The organism is Bradyrhizobium sp. CCBAU 11361, from assembly GCF_028128935.1.
GTDB classification, from domain to species: domain Bacteria; phylum Pseudomonadota; class Alphaproteobacteria; order Rhizobiales; family Xanthobacteraceae; genus Bradyrhizobium; species Bradyrhizobium niftali.
The window spans coordinates 59,167-75,982 of record NZ_LBJZ01000186.1 but is presented as its reverse complement, the minus strand read 5'-3'; the positions used below and the strand labels follow the sequence as shown (position 1 = coordinate 75,982).

11 protein-coding genes are annotated in these 16,816 nt (G+C 61.5%); 1 reads left to right on the top strand and 10 read right to left on the bottom strand.

Going from position 1 to position 16,816, the window contains the following annotated elements; all coding sequences use genetic code 11:
* Nucleotides 1-132 precede the first annotated feature (132 nt).
* From XI08_RS27025 to XI08_RS26985, 9 genes are all read right to left on the bottom strand, one after another.
* Entirely contained in the window at nt 133-564 is a 432-nt protein-coding gene (locus XI08_RS27025) for a hypothetical protein (RefSeq protein WP_271576692.1), read from the bottom strand.
* Nucleotides 565-859: 295 nt separating this feature from the next.
* The gene (locus XI08_RS27020; RefSeq protein ID WP_271576691.1) at nt 860-3,121 is read right to left on the bottom strand and encodes a xanthine dehydrogenase family protein molybdopterin-binding subunit; all 2,262 of its coding nucleotides are present in this window, start codon (nt 3,119-3,121) and stop codon (nt 860-862) included.
* Nucleotides 3,114-3,587 (bottom strand): (2Fe-2S)-binding protein, encoded by a 474-nt coding sequence (locus XI08_RS27015; protein ID WP_271576690.1) that lies wholly within the window; start codon nt 3,585-3,587, stop codon nt 3,114-3,116. Before XI08_RS27015 ends, XI08_RS27020 begins: the two co-directional genes overlap by 8 nt.
* Nucleotides 3,588-3,604: 17 nt before the next feature.
* Nucleotides 3,605-4,903, bottom strand: coding sequence for a c-type cytochrome (locus XI08_RS27010; RefSeq protein ID WP_271576689.1), 1,299 nt, complete (start codon nt 4,901-4,903; stop codon nt 3,605-3,607).
* 26 nt (nt 4,904-4,929) lie between these two features.
* Nucleotides 4,930-5,277 (bottom strand): EthD family reductase, encoded by a 348-nt coding sequence (locus XI08_RS27005; protein ID WP_271576688.1) that lies wholly within the window; start codon nt 5,275-5,277, stop codon nt 4,930-4,932.
* Between the two features lie 188 nt (nt 5,278-5,465).
* On the bottom strand, nt 5,466-6,551 hold the full coding sequence (locus tag XI08_RS27000) for a hypothetical protein (protein WP_271576687.1): 1,086 nt from the start codon (nt 6,549-6,551) through the stop codon (nt 5,466-5,468).
* Nucleotides 6,548-8,047 carry a DUF4331 family protein gene (locus XI08_RS26995; RefSeq protein WP_271576686.1) on the bottom strand — a complete coding sequence of 500 codons (1,500 nt, stop codon included), beginning with the start codon at nt 8,045-8,047 and terminating at the stop codon, nt 6,548-6,550. Before XI08_RS26995 ends, XI08_RS27000 begins: the two co-directional genes overlap by 4 nt.
* Before the next feature lie 15 nt (nt 8,048-8,062).
* Complete coding sequence (locus XI08_RS26990) at nt 8,063-9,427, bottom strand: Dyp-type peroxidase (protein ID WP_271576685.1); 1,365 nt, start codon at nt 9,425-9,427, stop codon at nt 8,063-8,065.
* Nucleotides 9,428-9,493: 66 nt separating this feature from the next.
* Complete coding sequence (locus XI08_RS26985; RefSeq protein WP_271576684.1) at nt 9,494-10,114, bottom strand: hypothetical protein; 621 nt, start codon at nt 10,112-10,114, stop codon at nt 9,494-9,496.
* A gap of 327 nt (nt 10,115-10,441) precedes the next feature.
* On the opposite strand from XI08_RS26985, the gene XI08_RS26980 reads away from it, so the two are divergent.
* Entirely contained in the window at nt 10,442-16,363 is a 5,922-nt protein-coding gene (locus XI08_RS26980) for an AAA family ATPase (protein WP_271576683.1), read from the top strand.
* On the opposite strand, the gene XI08_RS26975 is transcribed toward XI08_RS26980, so the two are convergent.
* Complete coding sequence (locus XI08_RS26975) at nt 16,329-16,736, bottom strand: response regulator transcription factor (protein ID WP_271576682.1); 408 nt, start codon at nt 16,734-16,736, stop codon at nt 16,329-16,331. The two genes, XI08_RS26980 and XI08_RS26975, sit on opposite strands and share 35 nt — an antisense overlap.
* Nucleotides 16,737-16,816: the final 80 nt, after the last annotated feature.

Below are 16,816 nucleotides of genomic sequence, written 5' to 3'. Positions count from 1 at the left end.
CGCAGCATGTAGGCTGGTTGAAAATAGACGGCGCAGTTCAGATGCAGCAGTAAATGCTGCCGAATACCGACAAATCTTTCAAAATCGGCGAATCCTGGTACGGCGCCGGAATCATCTCCGTTGAGCACATGCTCAGGGGTCATTGAGCGCATGCAATTCAGCCCGGCATTCCTCGCTGAACGCCCGCAGCGGATTGATGGCGTGGCTGCGCAAAAGATCGCGTAAATCCGAAAAGGTTTTGTTGGGGACAGGATAGGTATTGAGGATCAGAAGGACGACAGCTTCGGCCTTTTCGATCACAGCGGAACTCGATACGATGCGCATCTGACTGACGAGCGCGAAGACGCTAACCAGTGCGGAGACTTCCGCGTGATCGTGGACCAGCGCGTCGGCATAGAGCTTCGATGTCTCGGCGATGAATTGCTTGTATAATTCTTGCCGTCTGGACTTTTCCCCAGATAGCCGATTGGCGCGATCCTGGCGGTACTGGGTGAGCCATGCCGACGTAAACGTAGTGAGGCTTCCGATCGCTGAGCCTGCCAGCGCTGCGATTGCAGTATTCATATCGAGTGCTTCCGCTCAACGATTGGGCTCGTTGAAACAGCGCTCAGAAGCTTGGATATCGATCGCGAACTGCTCCGGCCCTTGAAAAGCGACCAACGCCATTCGGAGTCGCATCCCGGCGTACCCGAACTTGCCATGATACAATTCGCGGGCTTGCTCGTCGCTAAGGCCGCGCTGAGCGGCCTTACCATGGCTACGAAGGCCGCCAAGCACAGCGCCCCGATGGCAAACGTGACGAGGCATAATACGTGTTTCATATTACCTCCAATTCCAAGAAAACTGCTGGAGAAGTCGCTCACTTCTTCGACCCGAGTGCCGCGAGCACGGCAGCCGGACGAATTGGAAGATGACGCAAGCGAATCCCGGTGGCGGCAAAAATGGCATTGCCGATGGCAGGCGCCACGACAGTCGTGCCTGGCTCGCCCAGACCGACCGGAGCCTCGGTGCTCTCGATGAATTCGATGTCGAGCTCCGGCACGTCACCGATGCGCAGCGGCGTGTAGCTGTGGAAATTAGTGTCCTTCACTTGGCCTTTGTGGAATTCGGTTCCCTCGTGAAGCGCCATGCTCAGACCCCACAGAGCGCCGCCTTCGACTTGCGCGAGCGCACCGTCTGGATGGATGAGGGTGCCCGCATCGACGACGATGGTGAGCTTTTCGACCGAAACCGCGCCGCTGCCGCGGTCGATACGAACGCGCGCAACGCAAGCGGTCCATGTTGGCATCGAACGTGCCTGACCGAAGGTGGTGGCGACACCAAGTCCAGTGCCCGTCGGCATGGCGGCACCCCATCCGGCCTTCTCCGCCGCTCGCCTGAGCACGGCGGCCTGGCGCTTCGCTCCGCCTGTTGCGTTGGGCGACGCCCCGGCGTTTCGGCCGGCTCCATCCAGCAATCCGATGCGGAATGCCACGGCGTCTGCGCCAACCATCCGCGCCGCCTCATCCATGAAACTCTCGACCGCCCAGTTGGTCCAGCCGGGGCTCACCGCTCGCAGATAGCCGGGACGAAACGCGGTGTTAGCAAGGTCATTGGAGAGAGCGCGGACGCGCTGCGCACCCACGCTGTACCAGTGGTCGGCGCCGTCGATGGCAAATGGATCGTAGGGGGTTCCATCAGGTGTCTTCGGCATGTTGGCCGGTGCAACATAGACGCCAGTCGGCCAGCCGGCTGACGCATGATGCTCCATCCCTGTCACTTTGCCCTGCTGATCGAATGCCAGCCGCAGCGTCTGGATCGACGGCGATCGAAATGAGTCGAAACGCATGTCGTCCGGACGCGTCAGCACTAGCTTCACGGGCTTGCCAAGTACCTTGGCGACCAACGCGGCGGGGACAGCATAATCGGTATTGAGCCGGCGCCCGAATGCTCCGCCCATCGGATAGGTGCGCATGATAATGCGGTCCTGTGGCAGGCCGAGAGCCTGAGCAAGCACTGGCAATATCGTGCTCTGGGCCTGGCTGCCGGTATGGATCTCGAAGTGACCGTCCTTTTCGAAGGCGAGGGCATTGACCGGCTCGAGTTGGGCATGAAGCACACTGCGGGTGGTGTACGTCCGCTCGAGCGTTGATACGGCGGCGCGGAAAGCCGAATCGACGTCGGGGTCGTCAACCACAAGCGCGCCGCCGCGTGGCACAGCGATCTGCCTTGCGCCGTAGTCGAGGATATCTTGCTCCGAGACCTGCGCAGCAACGCCCGCAGTCCAGTCGACCTTGACAAGGTCGGCGGCGCGGATCGCCGCGGGATAGGATGTCGCGCACACGACGACCCAACCGGGCACCGTGTTGGAGGGATCCTCAAGCACCAGGCTCGCAAGGTATCCCTTGACTCGCTTCGCCGCCGAGTCATCGACGGTGCGGACCACTGAACCGTATCGCGTCGGTGGAATTTTTGGCCGGGCATAGACCATGCCCGGGACCGCAGCATCAATGCCGTAACGCGCCGTGCCATTGATCTTCGCCGGGATGTCCAGCGCATCGGCCTTTTTCCCGATCAGCTGCCGCGTCGAGGGCGACTTGATCGGCAGTCTCGCGAGTTCTTCCGGCGTGAACTTGCGTGCCGGCTCCCCGCGACCGATAATCTCTCCGTAGGAGATGGATCGATTTGCGGCGAACACCGCGCCTTGGCGCGCGACGCATTGCGATGGGCTCACCCCGAGCAGCTTTGCGCCGGCCTCGACAAGGGCGATGCGGCCGGCGGCACCTGCACGGCTGTAGGTCGGGAAATCGAGCCACACCGACTTGCTGCCGCCCGTGACCATGACGCCCCATTTCGGATCGGCGTCGACCATGGAAATGCGCACGTTGCTCCATTCGAGTTCGAGTTCGTCCGCGAGGATGCGCGCGATGGCCGTGCCAATGTGCTGGCCCATTTCGGCGCGGGCGATGTTCACGGTCACGATGCCGTCGCGGTCGACGCTGTACCAAATGGTGGGCTCGAAGAGGGCCGGCCGCTGCGCCGTGGCCGTTTCCGGCGCGAAAGCGAAGGTCGCGGCCGTGCCGGCTATGCCGATCAAAAACATGCGGCGCGAAAGCGCACTCTGATTGTTGGGCTTAGCCATCGCGGGCAACCTTTCTTGACTGGGCTGCGGCCTGCTTGATTGCGTCGCGGATGCGGACATAGGTCATGCAACGGCACAGATTCCCGGCCATGACCGCATCGATGTCCTGATCGGTCGGAGACGGAAAGTCTTTGATGAGCGACGCCGCCTGCATGATCTGGCCCGACTGGCAGTAACCGCATTGAGGAACCTGAAGGTCGGCCCAGGCCTCTTGCACTGGATGGCGCCCCTCGGGATCGAGACCCTCGATGGTGGTGATCTTGGCGCCGGCTACGCTGGCAAGCGGCGTGATGCACGAGCGCGTGGGTCGGCCGCCGACGTGGACCGTGCAGGCGCCGCACATCCCGATTCCGCAGCCGAACTTTGTACCGGTGAGACCGATGTCGTCGCGGATCACCCACAACAGGGGCGTATCCTCCTCGGCGTCGACCGTCACCGCGCGTCCATTGATATGAAATGTGGTCATGTCCGGTCTCCGATGGGTCAATTGGCCTTGCTGTTGTGCCGGCGGATCTCTGCGATCTTTGCCGCGAGGTCTGGCCAGGGCGGTAGGCTCGTGCGCGTCCGTCGCAGGTACGCGGCGATGCGGGCAATGTCGGCATCGCTGAGTGCGCTGGCGAAAGCAGGCATGACGACGCCTGGCGTTCCCGCTTCGGAGCTGATGCCTTGCAGGATGACCTGGATCAGATTGCTCGGTTCGGGCAGATGTGCGGCGCTGTTGAGGGCGAGATCAGGTCGAGCGGCAAGCGGTGCGTTGGTTGCGTTATAGTGACAGGACGCGCAAGCTGCGGTGTAGAGCTGCGCGTCGGGATCGAAGGGCGAGCCCTGCTTGGCTACTGCGCTGGACATCGCAAGGCTTACTGCGCCAGAAACGTAGGGGAGCCGGTCCGCCGCCTTGTCGAGATCGGCAAAATAAGTCGCGAGCGCGCGGATGTCGGAGTCAGGCAGTGCACCGAGCCCCTGTACGACAGGGAACATCGGGCCGGCGGCGGTTCCATGCAGCTTGCTCGTGCCGGTGCGCAGGTAGTCGTAGAGTTCTTCATACGTCCAGGGTGCCGGCGCAGGATTTGCCGCCGTCAATGGCGGCGCGACCCAGTTGTCGATCACCGCTCCGCCGTAAGCGTTACCGGAGATTTCCGCTCCCAGCAGATTGCGCGGTGTATGGCAGGCGCCGCAGTGACTCAGGCCGAGCGCGAGATAGGCGCCGCGATTCCACTCCGCACTCTTTTCTGCATCCGGCTTGAAGCGGCCCGGCGCGAAGAACAGCAACTTCCATCCTGCCTGCAGGTAGCGGATGTTGAACGGAAACGGGATGCCGTTCGCCTTCCGCGGGGCACGAACCGGGGTTCTGCTCATGAAGTAGGCGTAGAGCGCGCGCACGTCATCGTCAGAGAGTTTTGTGAAATGGTCGTAGGAGAACACCGGAAGGAGATGCGCCCCGTCGCGCGAGACGCCTTCATGCATGGCGCGTCTGAAGGCCGTCTCCGACCAGCTGCCGATGCCGGTCTCCGGATCGGGCGTAATGTTGGTCGAATAGATCGCGCCGAACGGAGTTTCCATCGCATAACCGCCGGCGAATTTCTCGCCACCTTTTGCGGTGTGACACGCCGCGCAATAGCCGCCGCCTGCCAGTGCTTCGCCCCTGGCGACCAGTTCCGGTGCGAAGCTGCCCGCAGTCGGCCGCGCCACCGGAGCGATGGCCGGCCGCCATGCCAGCGCGGCAAATCCCGCGAGCCCGAGACATCCGAGCGCGACGATCGTGATCAGCAGCTTTTTAAACACGGCGACCTCCTAGAGCCTTTCCTTCGTCAGGCCGCGCGCTCGGTCTCGCGTCCGGCAGAGTTCTCGACAACCACCTCGCTGATCTGAATGATCGGCGTCACGTCGGTGAAATTGGGTATGTCTCCCTGGATCTCTCGGGCATGCGGCGCAAACGCCGACTGGTACGCGTCGACCGAGTCACACAGCAGGTGGCACATGGCAACAAATGCGCTGGGAGATTTCCCATCCCGGCCCGGGAGCCCCTTGTCGATGGCGTAGTATTTCAAGGCGGCGCCCATCCTGCCCTTGATGAGCGGCAGGTGTTTTGTGCGGTAGTAATCGTGATCGAACCGCACATCCGGTTTGTATGAATACATCACGCTAACCTTGATCAACGCTTCCTCCTGGAAATGCGACGCGGTGCGGCTTTGCGGAACGCATCTCGCGATGACGCCTCGTCGTGAGGCAAGTGATGACATGAGTGGAGTCGTTTGCGTGAATGAAGACTTCCAAAGAACGGCAAATCGATGCGAAGCGACACTGACCGCGCCAACGCAGGATGGAGGTATCCTGCGATCGATCATCACGCTGGTCTTGGTACGCTGGACGTTTCGTGCAGTCCGGATGCAGCTGCATCAGCAATCGCCGCGATCTCATGCGCCTGCCTGATGGCACGGCGTGTGGGACGATTGGCTACATTCGAACGCGCGAGCCCGAGCGCGCGTGCGCGATCGTTGCCGCTGCCGACGTAGAATTCCGCGGCATGGTCCGCGAAGGCGAGCAGATGCTTTCCGAGCAGCTGATCGAAGCCAAAGCGAGCAGCATCGAGCTGTTTCTCGGCCTCTTCGAACCTGCCCTGCACAATCAGCACATCGGCAAGACGCCAACGGACCTCCGGATCGCGGCTCGATAGCGCGGGCAAAAGCAACGTTTCCGCGTCACTTGGGCGGTCTTGGCTCGCGTAGATCTCGGCGAGGTGCACTCGCGCCTTCACATACCCCGGCAAGTAAGCTATCGCGCGCTGATACCAGAGCGCCGCTAGGTTCTGGTTCGGGATGGGCACGAGTTCCCCCCACAGCATGCCGAGCTGAAAGCAGGTCCACGCCAGGGGAAACGGCGAAACATCATCGTACGACGAGAACGCCTGGTGATAGACAGCGTTAGCTTCGGCGAAGCGCTCGAGATCGGCAAGCAAGGCGCCGAGAGGTACGAGGTCTTCGTGCCGGCCGCTCGACGCGGCGAATCCGCGGCGCGCCGCGAGGAGCGCCTCGAGATTCGTGCCACGAGCCTGATCGAGCGCCAGCGCCTGGCGCTCGATCGCGTCGCGAGGCGCGCCCATCTGTGCCGCCTGCGCGAGATGGCGTCGGGCGTCGTCGAATCGATGCGCCGTCGAAGCGACCGCGGCTTGGACAAGGGGCGCGCGAGACGAGTCGTCGGCGAATGCGAATTGCAGGGCGAGCGTATCCAGGCGGTCGAGCACGTCCGCATCGCCCAGAAACTGCAGTACAAGACGCTCGCTGTCGACAATCTCCTCTGCCACGCCTGGCAAGCACGGATCTTGCGCAAATCGTGCCCAGGCGCTGCGCCGCGCACTCGCCAGATTGATCGCGGCGATCTCCCCGTCGGTCGCGGATGGACTGGAATCGTCAGGTCCCACGAATGCAATCATTTCGCGGCTCCGAAACGCGATTTCAGACTCTCGAGGCCGGTCTTGAGCAACGTCGACACGATGACCTTCATGGCCCTATCGGTCTTGCCGGTTGCCACGAATTGCACGCGCCAATCGACGACGCTGCCGCTGCCCTTCGGCTTCACCTCGAGCGTGCCAGTGAATTGGGAGGCGGCCATTCCGGCGATGTTCGTGTATCGGAAGGACCGCTTTGCGTCATCGATCGCCTCAAGCCGTTCGACCATTTGCTGGCCATCGATCATTTGGATGGTGCGGAGCTGACCGATGCCTGCGCCGGTCAAGTTCACCCTTGCGGTCTGGGGATGCCAAGCGCCGCCGAACTGTCCGATCAACGACCACACGTCGTCAGGCGTCGCCGCGAGCTCAACGGTTTCGTCAACGATCTGCAGTTCCGTATTCGGTGTTGCGAAATACGGAAACACTTTTATGCCGGGCTTCGTCGCCCCGGTCGCGCCCCCCTGGAGGAACTCGCGATCTTTGTTGACCAGCCATGTGAGCAGGATATCGATCGAATTCGCGTCGACCGTGCGTCCTCCTCCCGTCTGGTAGGGGCGCCCGGAAAGCGTGCTCTTTTCGATCTCCAGGTGGCTTCTGTCGTTGATCGGCTTCGCCACATCGAACAGCAGAAAATCGTCGAGGAAGACATTTGCGGTGGCAGCAATCGTTTCTGGCGGCCAGTCGGCCTTGCCGTCGAGCATGTCCCAGGTCGCGTGGCTGTCCTTCAGACGTTGCAGAAACAGGGGCTGGAGCACCTTCGAGATTGCGAACGGCGTCTGCTGATTCCACAGGTCGCGCAAGTCGGTGATCGCCGACATTGCCGGGTTGTTGAGGCGCATGTTTGTCTGCTCAGGGCGTCCGACCCAGTCGATACGGGAGATCGCAGGACCGAGCAGGTTTCGCTGCTGTGGGGGGACGGTCTCAGCGATAGCGCCGAACAGTGAGCCTTTCGCAAGATCGAGCACGCGGCGCGTATCGAACTCGACGACAATGCTGAGCACGTTGGTGTGTTGCAGCAGGTTTGGAAGCTTTTTGAGAACGGCGATGTCCCAGGCGAGGTAGAAGGGGTCGGAGCGCAACCCGGCGAACACGCGAACATCACCCTGCGGCGTCGACGCGCCTTTCTCTTCGTTCACGGTGAGCGACAGCTCGCGACCATCAGGCAGTTTGCAAACGCCGTGTTGGATCGCTTTCCCCGCAGTGTCGCGCTTGAGGGTCTCGAACCGGAAGCTAAACCGGATCCCATCGGCTTCCGGCTGAAATTTAGCGGCGTTTCCAACGCCCGCAACGGTCACGCGGCGAACGGCGATCGCGTAATCGATGACGTTCGAGAAAATCGCATCTTCGCCGGCTGAAGGGAAAACGTCCATGGCGAGGACGATGCGCGCCGGGTTTTCCGGACTGGTGAACGCGAAGAGGTCGGTGATGTCGGCCGCGGGGTCGCCGATCGATCGCGGACCATCAACGTGATCAGACATCATCAGCCTCCGTCATCAACTTAGATTTGCGATCCATCGCAGCGCGCGAAGTCCCGGCATGAAGCAATATTCGCCGCCGCGGACGGTGACGAAGCGCGGCAGCCCGTGAAGGCGCCGCCGAACCGGAGTTCGGGGGATGGTGAAGACGCCGTCGCCGTCGTTGTTGCCGATGAGCGGATCCTGCTCGGTTCCGTGGCTGATAAAATTGCCGTCGGTCACCCATTGCGACTGGATAAACTCGAACTGCCGATGCAGGTGCGCGCCGATCAGCAGGAAGACGCCACCGCGCTCGGCGCCGTCATCCTCGAGCACGCCCTCCGGCAAGGGGGGCCCGTAGTTGGTGCCGCGGCGCAGGAAATGGTGGAGATTGACCGCGACAACATCGTTGTTCAGGGCGTCGCGCGGGTTGACGCGACGAATATGCGCGCTGAACGGGCACTTCAACCCTTTCTTATCCTCCCCGTAGCCGAAATCGTTGTTGCGCTTCCCGTCCGCGCCCAAGACTGGATCGTCGCGGTCCGGCGCCAGCACCAGGGGCGCGCCGCTGCGCCATCGGCCTACCATTTTCGCGGCAATCAGTTCCTCTTCCTCCGGCGACGACGCTTGCGCCCGCAGGTATCGGCGAAACGCGGCCACATCCATGTGGAATTTGCGGATCGCGACGAAAGTGCCGTTGCGGCGCAGCTCCTCGGGAATCGGCACAACGGCAGATTCACTGCGCTCGTCGGGATAACCCATGACGAACTCGCCGGGCTTGATCGATGCAGCTGTGCCGTCTCCCGCTGGACCGCTTCCTTCGACGTGAGGATTGTGCAGCCCATCCCTGAAACCGAACGGATTGCGTCCATCCGGCAGTTCGCCGAACTGCATGCGGTATACGACCGAGATATCCGGGAGGTCGGCATGACTCTTGCGCGCGAGGTCCAGGACCTTCTGCAGATCTTGATCGCTTTTGGCGTATACCGCCAAGGCTACGTGCGCTTCCGGTGTGCCGAACGGATGCTCCCAGTTGGCCGGTGCATTGGCACCAAAATCATTCAGGGTCTCGGCGCGTGCCGCCATGCCCTGTCGGAATTCGATCGGAAAACTGTCCAGGGAAGCCTTCGGCAGGCCCAACGCCTTTAACCCTTCGAAGGTGAACGCAATTCCCAACCAGCCGGGCAGGGATGGCACCCACCATTCGTCGGCCGGTGCGACGTGAGGCAGGATCCGACGCAGCATCTCCCGTCCTTGCTCGGCGTTGCCGATGCGGAGTATGACGTATTCTCCGCAATACGGCTTGGGACGCGGGCGCAGGACGGTTGCTTGTATGTCGCTCGTTTCGAGTGCCGGCGAGCGCGTCGCAAGCGTCTCGCCTGCAGGTTCCTCGATGGACAACATGCGATCATCCTTTCCGGGGGTCCGGATTCATTTCGAACCGGACCCCGAACAAACGCCGAGCGTCGGCTATGCGATCTTGTCGAGGAATTCCTCGGCGGCCTTGCCGACGCGCTTCACGCGGTGGACGTCCCGTACCGTCAGATCGGGATGGGCGACGTACCAGCCTTCTGCCGTGATCTGATGGTTGGCGATGAAGTCCTTGACCTTCGGGTTGTGAATGCCAGGCCAGCCCTCCCAGCACGAAAAGAGGACATCCATTTCGTTGGGAATCTTCGCTACGAAGTCCTCGATATAGACGTCCCAGTCACCGTCGTACGCGGTGGCGAAGAGCAGCTTGGTATCGTTGTCCAGAAACACGAAACGCATGTCGTGGACGGTACCAACCCGGTCCGTGTCGTCGAAGTTGCCGTTACGCAACTGCAGCAAGGCACGCAGTCGCGCGGCGCCGCCTGGTGCTAACGGGGCGATCACGGTCAACTCCGAGACCGTGCCCTGACGCACGCCGGTCCGGCCTGCGCTTTCCATCCGGGATCGCGGCTGCGACGCCGTCGCCGCTAAGTCCTTGAGCGTATTCTCGAGCGCCGTCTGCGCGAACTTCGGTGCGTCGGCGTAAAGCTGCCGCAGATGCTGGATCTTGTCTTCGACGGTCTGGCTCTGTTTCGGCGTTGTCAGTGTCTGAGTTGCCACGGCTGTATTCTCCTTTGGATGATCTTCGACTGGTGCGCTCCGGAAATGCGGTCGGCCTGTCCGGCAGATTTGCGCACGGCTACGGTTTGAGGTTGCTATCGTGGGATTGCTTCCGCGATGGGTTTCTAATTGGCCCGCATGCGTTCTTGACGCCAGTGAAGCCTGCCAAATCGCGCCAAATTGCTGCTAACGGGAAGGCGAGCCGGCTGACATTTCCTGGCCGATCAGGTACGGTTTCTGCCGGTCCAGAAGGAGGCCGCGCCCATGGCGCCCGTAAAGCTTGGCTAGTCGAACTCGAGTTCGAGTTCGAATGCCGGAGGCTCACAAATGGTGCTGCATTCGCCGAACGTTGCGTACTCGGATGGCGAGTCTCTGGCCTTGTGGGAGGACGGCGAACGCACCTTTCGCCGTGGTTGGCGAACGGACGATGAAGGCAAGCGGCGCGCCGTGCTGCTCGTTGCTCCTACCGCCGACCACCCGTCCCGCGCAAGCCTCGATCGCCTCACGCACGAATACGAACTGAAGGACGAACTCGACAGGACGTGGGCGGTGCGCCCGCTGGAACTCGTGCGCGACGCCGGCCGAAACATATTGGTGCTTGAGGATGAGGGCGGTGAGCCGATCGATCGGCTGCTCGGCGTGCCGATGGAGATGGGACGCTTCTTGCGCCTCGCCATCGCTGTTGCTTTCGCGCTTGGCAGACTTCACCAGCGTGGGCTCGTCCATAAAGACATCAAGCCGGGCAACATCCTGCTCAACGACGCAACTGGCGAGGTGCGGTTGACCGGATTCGGCATCGCCTCGCGCTTCGCGCGCGAGCGTCAGTCGGCACACCCTCCCGAGTCGATCGCCGGCACGCTGGCCTACATGGCCCCTGAGCAAACCGGACGAATGAATCGGTCCATCGATTCCCGTAGCGATCTCTACGCGCTTGGCGTCACGTTCTACCAACTGCTCACCGGGATATTGCCGTTTACCGCCACGGAGCCGATGGAATGGGTGCACTGCCATCTCGCCATGCGCCCGGTGCCGCCGAAAGAGCGTCTCAAGGATATTCCCCGCGCGGTCTCGGCAATTGTCATGAAGCTGCTCGCGAAGAGGGCCGAAGACCGCTATCAAACGGCGGCCGGGCTCGAAGGCGATCTTCGCAGCTGTCAACGCGAATGGTTAGCGCAAGGTTGGGTTGACGATCTTCAACTCGGCGAACACGACACGCCCGACCGGCTCGTGATTCCGGAGAAACTTTACGGACGGCAACGCGAGATCGAGACGTTGCTCGCCGCGTTCAATCGCGTCGTGGATGGGGGCGCCCCGGAGCTGGTACTCATTTGCGGCTATTCCGGTATTGGAAAATCGTCGGTTGTCAACGAGCTGCAACCAGTGCTGGTACCGCCGCGGGGCCTGTTCGCTGCCGGAAAGTTCGATCAACTCAAACGCGATATTCCCTACGCGACGCTCGCACAGGCGCTTCGGAGCCTGGTGCGGTCGTTGCTCGGAAAGAGCGATGCGGACCTTGCGCCATGGCGCAACGCCTTGCAGCAGACGCTCGGATCTAACGCTGGGCTAATGATCGATCTCGTCCCTGAACTGAAGCTTCTTATTGGGGAGCCGCCGCCCGTTGTTGAGCTTCCGCCGCAGGATGCGCAACGACGCTTTCATATGGTGCTCCGGCAGCTGATCGGCGTCTTTGCTCGCGCTGAACATCCCCTGGCATTGTTTCTTGATGACCTGCAATGGCTCGATGCGGCGACGCTGGACTTCTTGGAAGATATGTTCAGCAGGTCCGATATTCGCAATCTTCTGCTCATTGGCGCCTTCCGCGACAACGAGGTCACAGCAGCTCATCCGCTCATGCGCAGGCTGGAGGCAATGCGCACAACCGGAAGAGTGCAGGATATCAAGCTCCCGCCCTTGACCACCACTGACCTGCAAAACCTTGTCCAAGACACGTTGCGCTGCGAAGTGGGGCAGGTCGACCCGCTCGCAGCGTTAGTGCACGCAAAGACCGACGGCAATCCGTTCTTCGTGATTCAGTTTCTGCACGTGCTCGGCGATGAAGGCCTGCTGGGCTTCGATCACGAGCGGGGGCGGTGGTCCTGGGATATGGCAGGCATCCAGGCCAAAAGATACACAGACAACGTCGTGGAGCTTCTGACTGGCAAGTTGACGCGGTTACCCGTCGAGACACAAGCCGCGTTGCGACAGTTCGCCTGCCTCGGCAATGTCGCCGACGTCGCGATGCTCTCGCTCGTTCTTGATTTGCCCGAGGATCAGGTGCACACCGCCTTGGTGGACGCCCTGCATCAGCAAATGATCGACCGTGTCGGGCGCTCCTACAAGTTCGTTCACGACCGGGTGCAGGAGGCGGCTTACGCACTAAATACGGAAACATCGCGCGCGGAGGCGCATTTAAGGATCGGCCGTCGGCTCGTGACAGAAGCGTCTCTGGAAAAGCGCGACGAAGCGATTTTCGAGATCGTCAACCAGCTCAACCGCGCCGTGCCGTTGATCACGTCACAGGAGGAACGCGAGCAGCTTGCAGAGCTGAACCTGGCGGCTGGTATGCGCGCCGAAGCGTCGTCGGCCCATGTCTCCGCTCTCACCTATTTCGCTACCGGCGCCGCACTGTTGCCGGCAGATGCGTGGGAACGCCGGCAGGAACTGGCCTTCGAGCTGGAACTCCACACGGCTGGCTGTGAAGCGGGTACGGGTGCGTTGCGGGCCGCCGAGGAGCGGCTGGCAGCGCTCGCAGCGCGCGCCGTCGGCACGATCCAGCAATGCTTTGTGGCGCGTCGGCGCTTGGGCCTGTACACGATGCTTGGGCAGGGTGAGCGCGCTATAACGGTGGCGCTGGAATGCTTGCGACACGTGGGCATCGATTGGCCAGCGCATCCCAGCGAGGCGGTGGCGCGCGGTGAGTACGAGCGCATCTGGTCGCTGCTCGGTGATCGCGCGATCGAGAGTCTCGTTGACATGCCGCTGATGCGCGATCCAGGGGCGCGGGCGACCATGGACCTGCTGGCCGACCTGATGATACCAGCCTTGTATACTGACGATAATCTGGCCGCACTCAGCGTCTGCAGGGCTGCCAGTCTCAGTATACAGCTTGGCAACAGCGATACGGCTCCGGGGAATTATCAATCACTGGCCCTGATAGCCAGCGCTCGCTACGGTCACCATGAGAAGGGTTATCGATTCGGAAAGATGGCGTGCGATCTCCTCGAACGCCGCGGATGGATTCACCTCGGGGCCGGCACGTATTTCGGCTTCGCGTCTATCGTCCCGTGGACACGACCGGTCATCGAAGGGATCGATCCGGCCCGTCGCGCCATCCAGGTGGCGAAAGAGCATGCCGACCCGACAGTTTCCGCGCTCGCTTCCAGAACCCTGACTTCTATTCTTCTTGCCTCGGGTCGCCCTCTTGATCAGATCGAAATTGAGGCCGACGACGCATTGGAGTTCTTGCGTCCCTTCGGCTTCTTTCTGGACAGGATCTCTGCGCCGCTTGCGCTCGTTCGGATGTTGCGCGGAAAGACCGAGAAGTTCGGCTCCCTCGACGATGGCCGGTTCGCCGAGCGCGATTTCGAGGAGCGCGCGACAAGTCAGCCCGTCCGGGCCTTCCTTGAATGTTATTACTGGCTCCGAAAGCTTCAGGCGCGCTTCTTCGCTGGCGATTACACGTCTGCGATTGACGCCGCCGACAAGGTGGCGACATGGTATGCGACTTCCCCGTCGCTGTCGCTCTTCATGCTGGAGGAAGAGGAGTATCAGTTCTATGCCGCGCTGGCTCGCGCCGCATTGTGCGAGCCGATCGGCGCTGACCCTTACGCCAAGCATCGCGAAACACTTGGGCGGCACGAGCGAGAGCTCCGGAGCTGGGCGGCGAGGTGTCCTCAAAACTTCGAGGACCGCGCAGCGCTGGTCGGCGCCGAAATTGCCCGTATCGAGGGACGCCCGCTCGAAGCCATGGACCTCTACGAGCGCGCCATCGCATCGGCACGCGCAAGCGGCTTTGTCCACAACGAGGCGCTTGCCCACGAGCTGGCTGCGCGCTTCTACGCGGCGCGCGGTTTCCGGGAGATCGAACTCCTCTACCTGAAGAACGCACGTGATGGCTATGTCCGTTGGGGCGCTGACGGCAAGGTTCGGCAACTTGATCAGCTCCATCCTTGGCTGAAGGCGGACCAGCGCGCACCAAGTCCGACGGGCACGATCGAAGCACCGGTCGAATATCTCGATCTCAAAACCATGATCGAAGTCTCGCAAGCACTCTCTGGGGAGATGATTCTTGAACGGCTCATCGATAGGCTGTTGCGAGCGGCCATCGAACACGCCGGCGCCGAGCGGGGTCTCTTGATCGTTCCCCAAAGAGGCGTACTGCAGATACAAGCGGAAGCGTTCGCTGATGGAGAGCATGTAACGGTGCATCTGGGGGATAATTCCGACGCTGCATCCAGCTTTCCGGAGTCACTCGTTCGACACGGAACGCGTACCCATGAGCACCTGATTCTCGATGATGCGTCTTCCCAGAATGCGTTTTCTTCCGATCCTTATGTCGTTCGGAGCCGGGCTCGTTCCATTCTCTGTTTGCCGTTGATTAGCCAGGACAAGCTCATCGGTATTCTTTACCTTGAGAATAATCTTGCGCCGAACGTTTTCACACCCGATCGCGTCACACTACTGGAGGTGCTTGCGTCGCAAGCGGCAATATCGCTTGAAAATTCGCGGCTCTATCACGACCTCGCAGATCGCGAAGGAAAGATCCGGCGTCTGGTCGACGCCAACATCATCGGGATTATCGTGGCCGATGTCGAGGGTCGGATTTTTGAAGCCAACGACGCTTTTCTCAATATAGTCGGATTTGGCCGTGATGACTTTGTTTCGGGCGACGCGCGCTGGACCGAACTGACTCCGCCGGAATGGCGCGACCGCACCGCGCGCGCGCTGGAAGAATTGCTGATGACCGGGGTGGCGCAACCCTTTGAGAAGGAGTATTTTCGAAAAGACGGCAGCCGTGTGCCCGTGTTGATCGGCTATACGGCGTTTGACGAACAAAGGGACAAAGGCATCGCGTTTGTGGTCGATTTGACCGAGCGCAAGCGCGCGGAAGAAGCGTTGCGTGTGAGTGAGCAACGTTTGCGCTCGGCCATCGACGGCATACCTGGTCTGGTTGGAGTTTTGGCCCCGAACGGTGACGTCGAGGCCGTCAATCGCCAAATCCTCGAGTATTGCGGTCAGACTCTGGAAGAGTTGAGGAACTGGGGGACAAACGGAACGGTGCATCCCGAAGATCTTCCTCACGTCGCCGACATTTTTGGGAAGTCGATCGCTGCCGGGATTCCGTACCAGATAGAACAGCGCCTGCGCCGCTTCGATGGCGAATACCGCTGGTTCGACAACCGCGGCATCCCCGTTCGCGACGACCGCGGACGGATAGTCCGCTGGTACGTCCTGCTGACCGACGTGGAGGATCGCACCCATGCGCTGTCGCGGTTGCAGCAGATGCAGGCGGACTTCGCCCGCATGAACCGCGTGAGCGTCATGGGAGAATTGACCGCCTCGCTGTCGCACGAAATCACGCAGCCGATCGCCAGCGCGCGCAACAACGCCCGGGCGGCCCAGAATTTCATGAAGATGCAGCCGCCGGATTTGGACGAGGTCAAGGAGGCGCTCGCCTGTGTCGTAGGCGATACTGACCGGGCCCGCGATATCATCGACCGCATCCGCGATCACATCAAAAAAGCGCCGCCGCGAAAGGAGCGTTTCGATCTTAATGCGGCGGTTGACGAGGTGATCGTGCTGGCGCGAAGCTTGACCAACCGGAATGGCGTGTCGGTCCATACCCGGCTATCGAGTGGATCGGACCCGGTTCTGGGAGATCGCGTTCAGTTGCAGCAAGTCTTGCTGAACCTGATACTGAACGCCGCCGAGGCAATGGGTTCGGTCGAGGAGGGCGCCAGGGACCTGTTGATCAGCACCGAACAAGAGCAGACAGGCGTGCGCGTGGCCGTGCGCGACTCCGGTCCCGGCATTGATCCGGCGCATCTCGACCGGGTCTTCGACGCCTTTTACACCACGAAGTCCAGCGGAACCGGCATGGGGCTGTCGATATGCCGTTCCATCATCGATGCCCATGGCGGCAAGCTGTGGGCGGAAGCCAATGAGCCCCGCGGCGCTGTCTTTCAGTTCACCTTGCCCGGCGCAGAAGCGGAGTTCACGAATCCTCTTCGCGCGAGCCCGCCGATTTGAGAGCGTCGCGGACACATTGTGTGAGATGCTCCTCATCCACCGGCTTGCGCAGGTAGCACACGACCCCATCGTTCACGGCGCGGGTCCGATCGATCTCATTGGGAAAGCCGGTCACGAGGATTGTCGGAATTGCGTGACCAGTATCGATGAGCCGCCGGTGAAGTTCGTATCCGGACATGGCAGGCATATGGACGTCGGTGATCAGGCAAGCCGTTTCGGCGAGCCGCGGTGAAGCGAGAAAATCGGCTGCGGACGCGAAAATGTCGGCGGTATAGCCCAGCGATCTCATCAGCCTGCACATGGATTCACGAAAGAACTGGTCGTCATCGACGATCGAAACCAGTAACTTTTCCATCATGCCGCCTATCGCCATTCGCTTGCCCCGTCGTGCGGGCAGCCAGTGCCGACGCTCCGGCGGGAAATGCTCGCTATGAGCGAGAATGCCACCGCTAC

Excerpts from the sequence above, each read along its gene's own strand:
- XI08_RS26980 (WP_271576683.1), top strand. The coding sequence starts at position 10,442 with ATGGTGCTGCATTCGCCGAACGTTGCGTACTCGGATGGCGAGTCTCTG.
- XI08_RS27015 (WP_271576690.1), bottom strand. The coding sequence starts at position 3,587 with ATGACCACATTTCATATCAATGGACGCGCGGTGACGGTCGACGCCGAG.
- XI08_RS26995 (WP_271576686.1), bottom strand. The coding sequence starts at position 8,047 with ATGTCTGATCACGTTGATGGTCCGCGATCGATCGGCGACCCCGCGGCC.
- XI08_RS27020 (WP_271576691.1), bottom strand. The coding sequence starts at position 3,121 with ATGGCTAAGCCCAACAATCAGAGTGCGCTTTCGCGCCGCATGTTTTTG.
- XI08_RS27000 (WP_271576687.1), bottom strand. The coding sequence starts at position 6,551 with ATGATTGCATTCGTGGGACCTGACGATTCCAGTCCATCCGCGACCGAC.
- XI08_RS26975 (WP_271576682.1), bottom strand. The coding sequence starts at position 16,736 with ATGGCGATAGGCGGCATGATGGAAAAGTTACTGGTTTCGATCGTCGAT.
- XI08_RS27025 (WP_271576692.1), bottom strand. The coding sequence starts at position 564 with ATGAATACTGCAATCGCAGCGCTGGCAGGCTCAGCGATCGGAAGCCTC.
- XI08_RS26990 (WP_271576685.1), bottom strand. The coding sequence starts at position 9,427 with ATGTTGTCCATCGAGGAACCTGCAGGCGAGACGCTTGCGACGCGCTCG.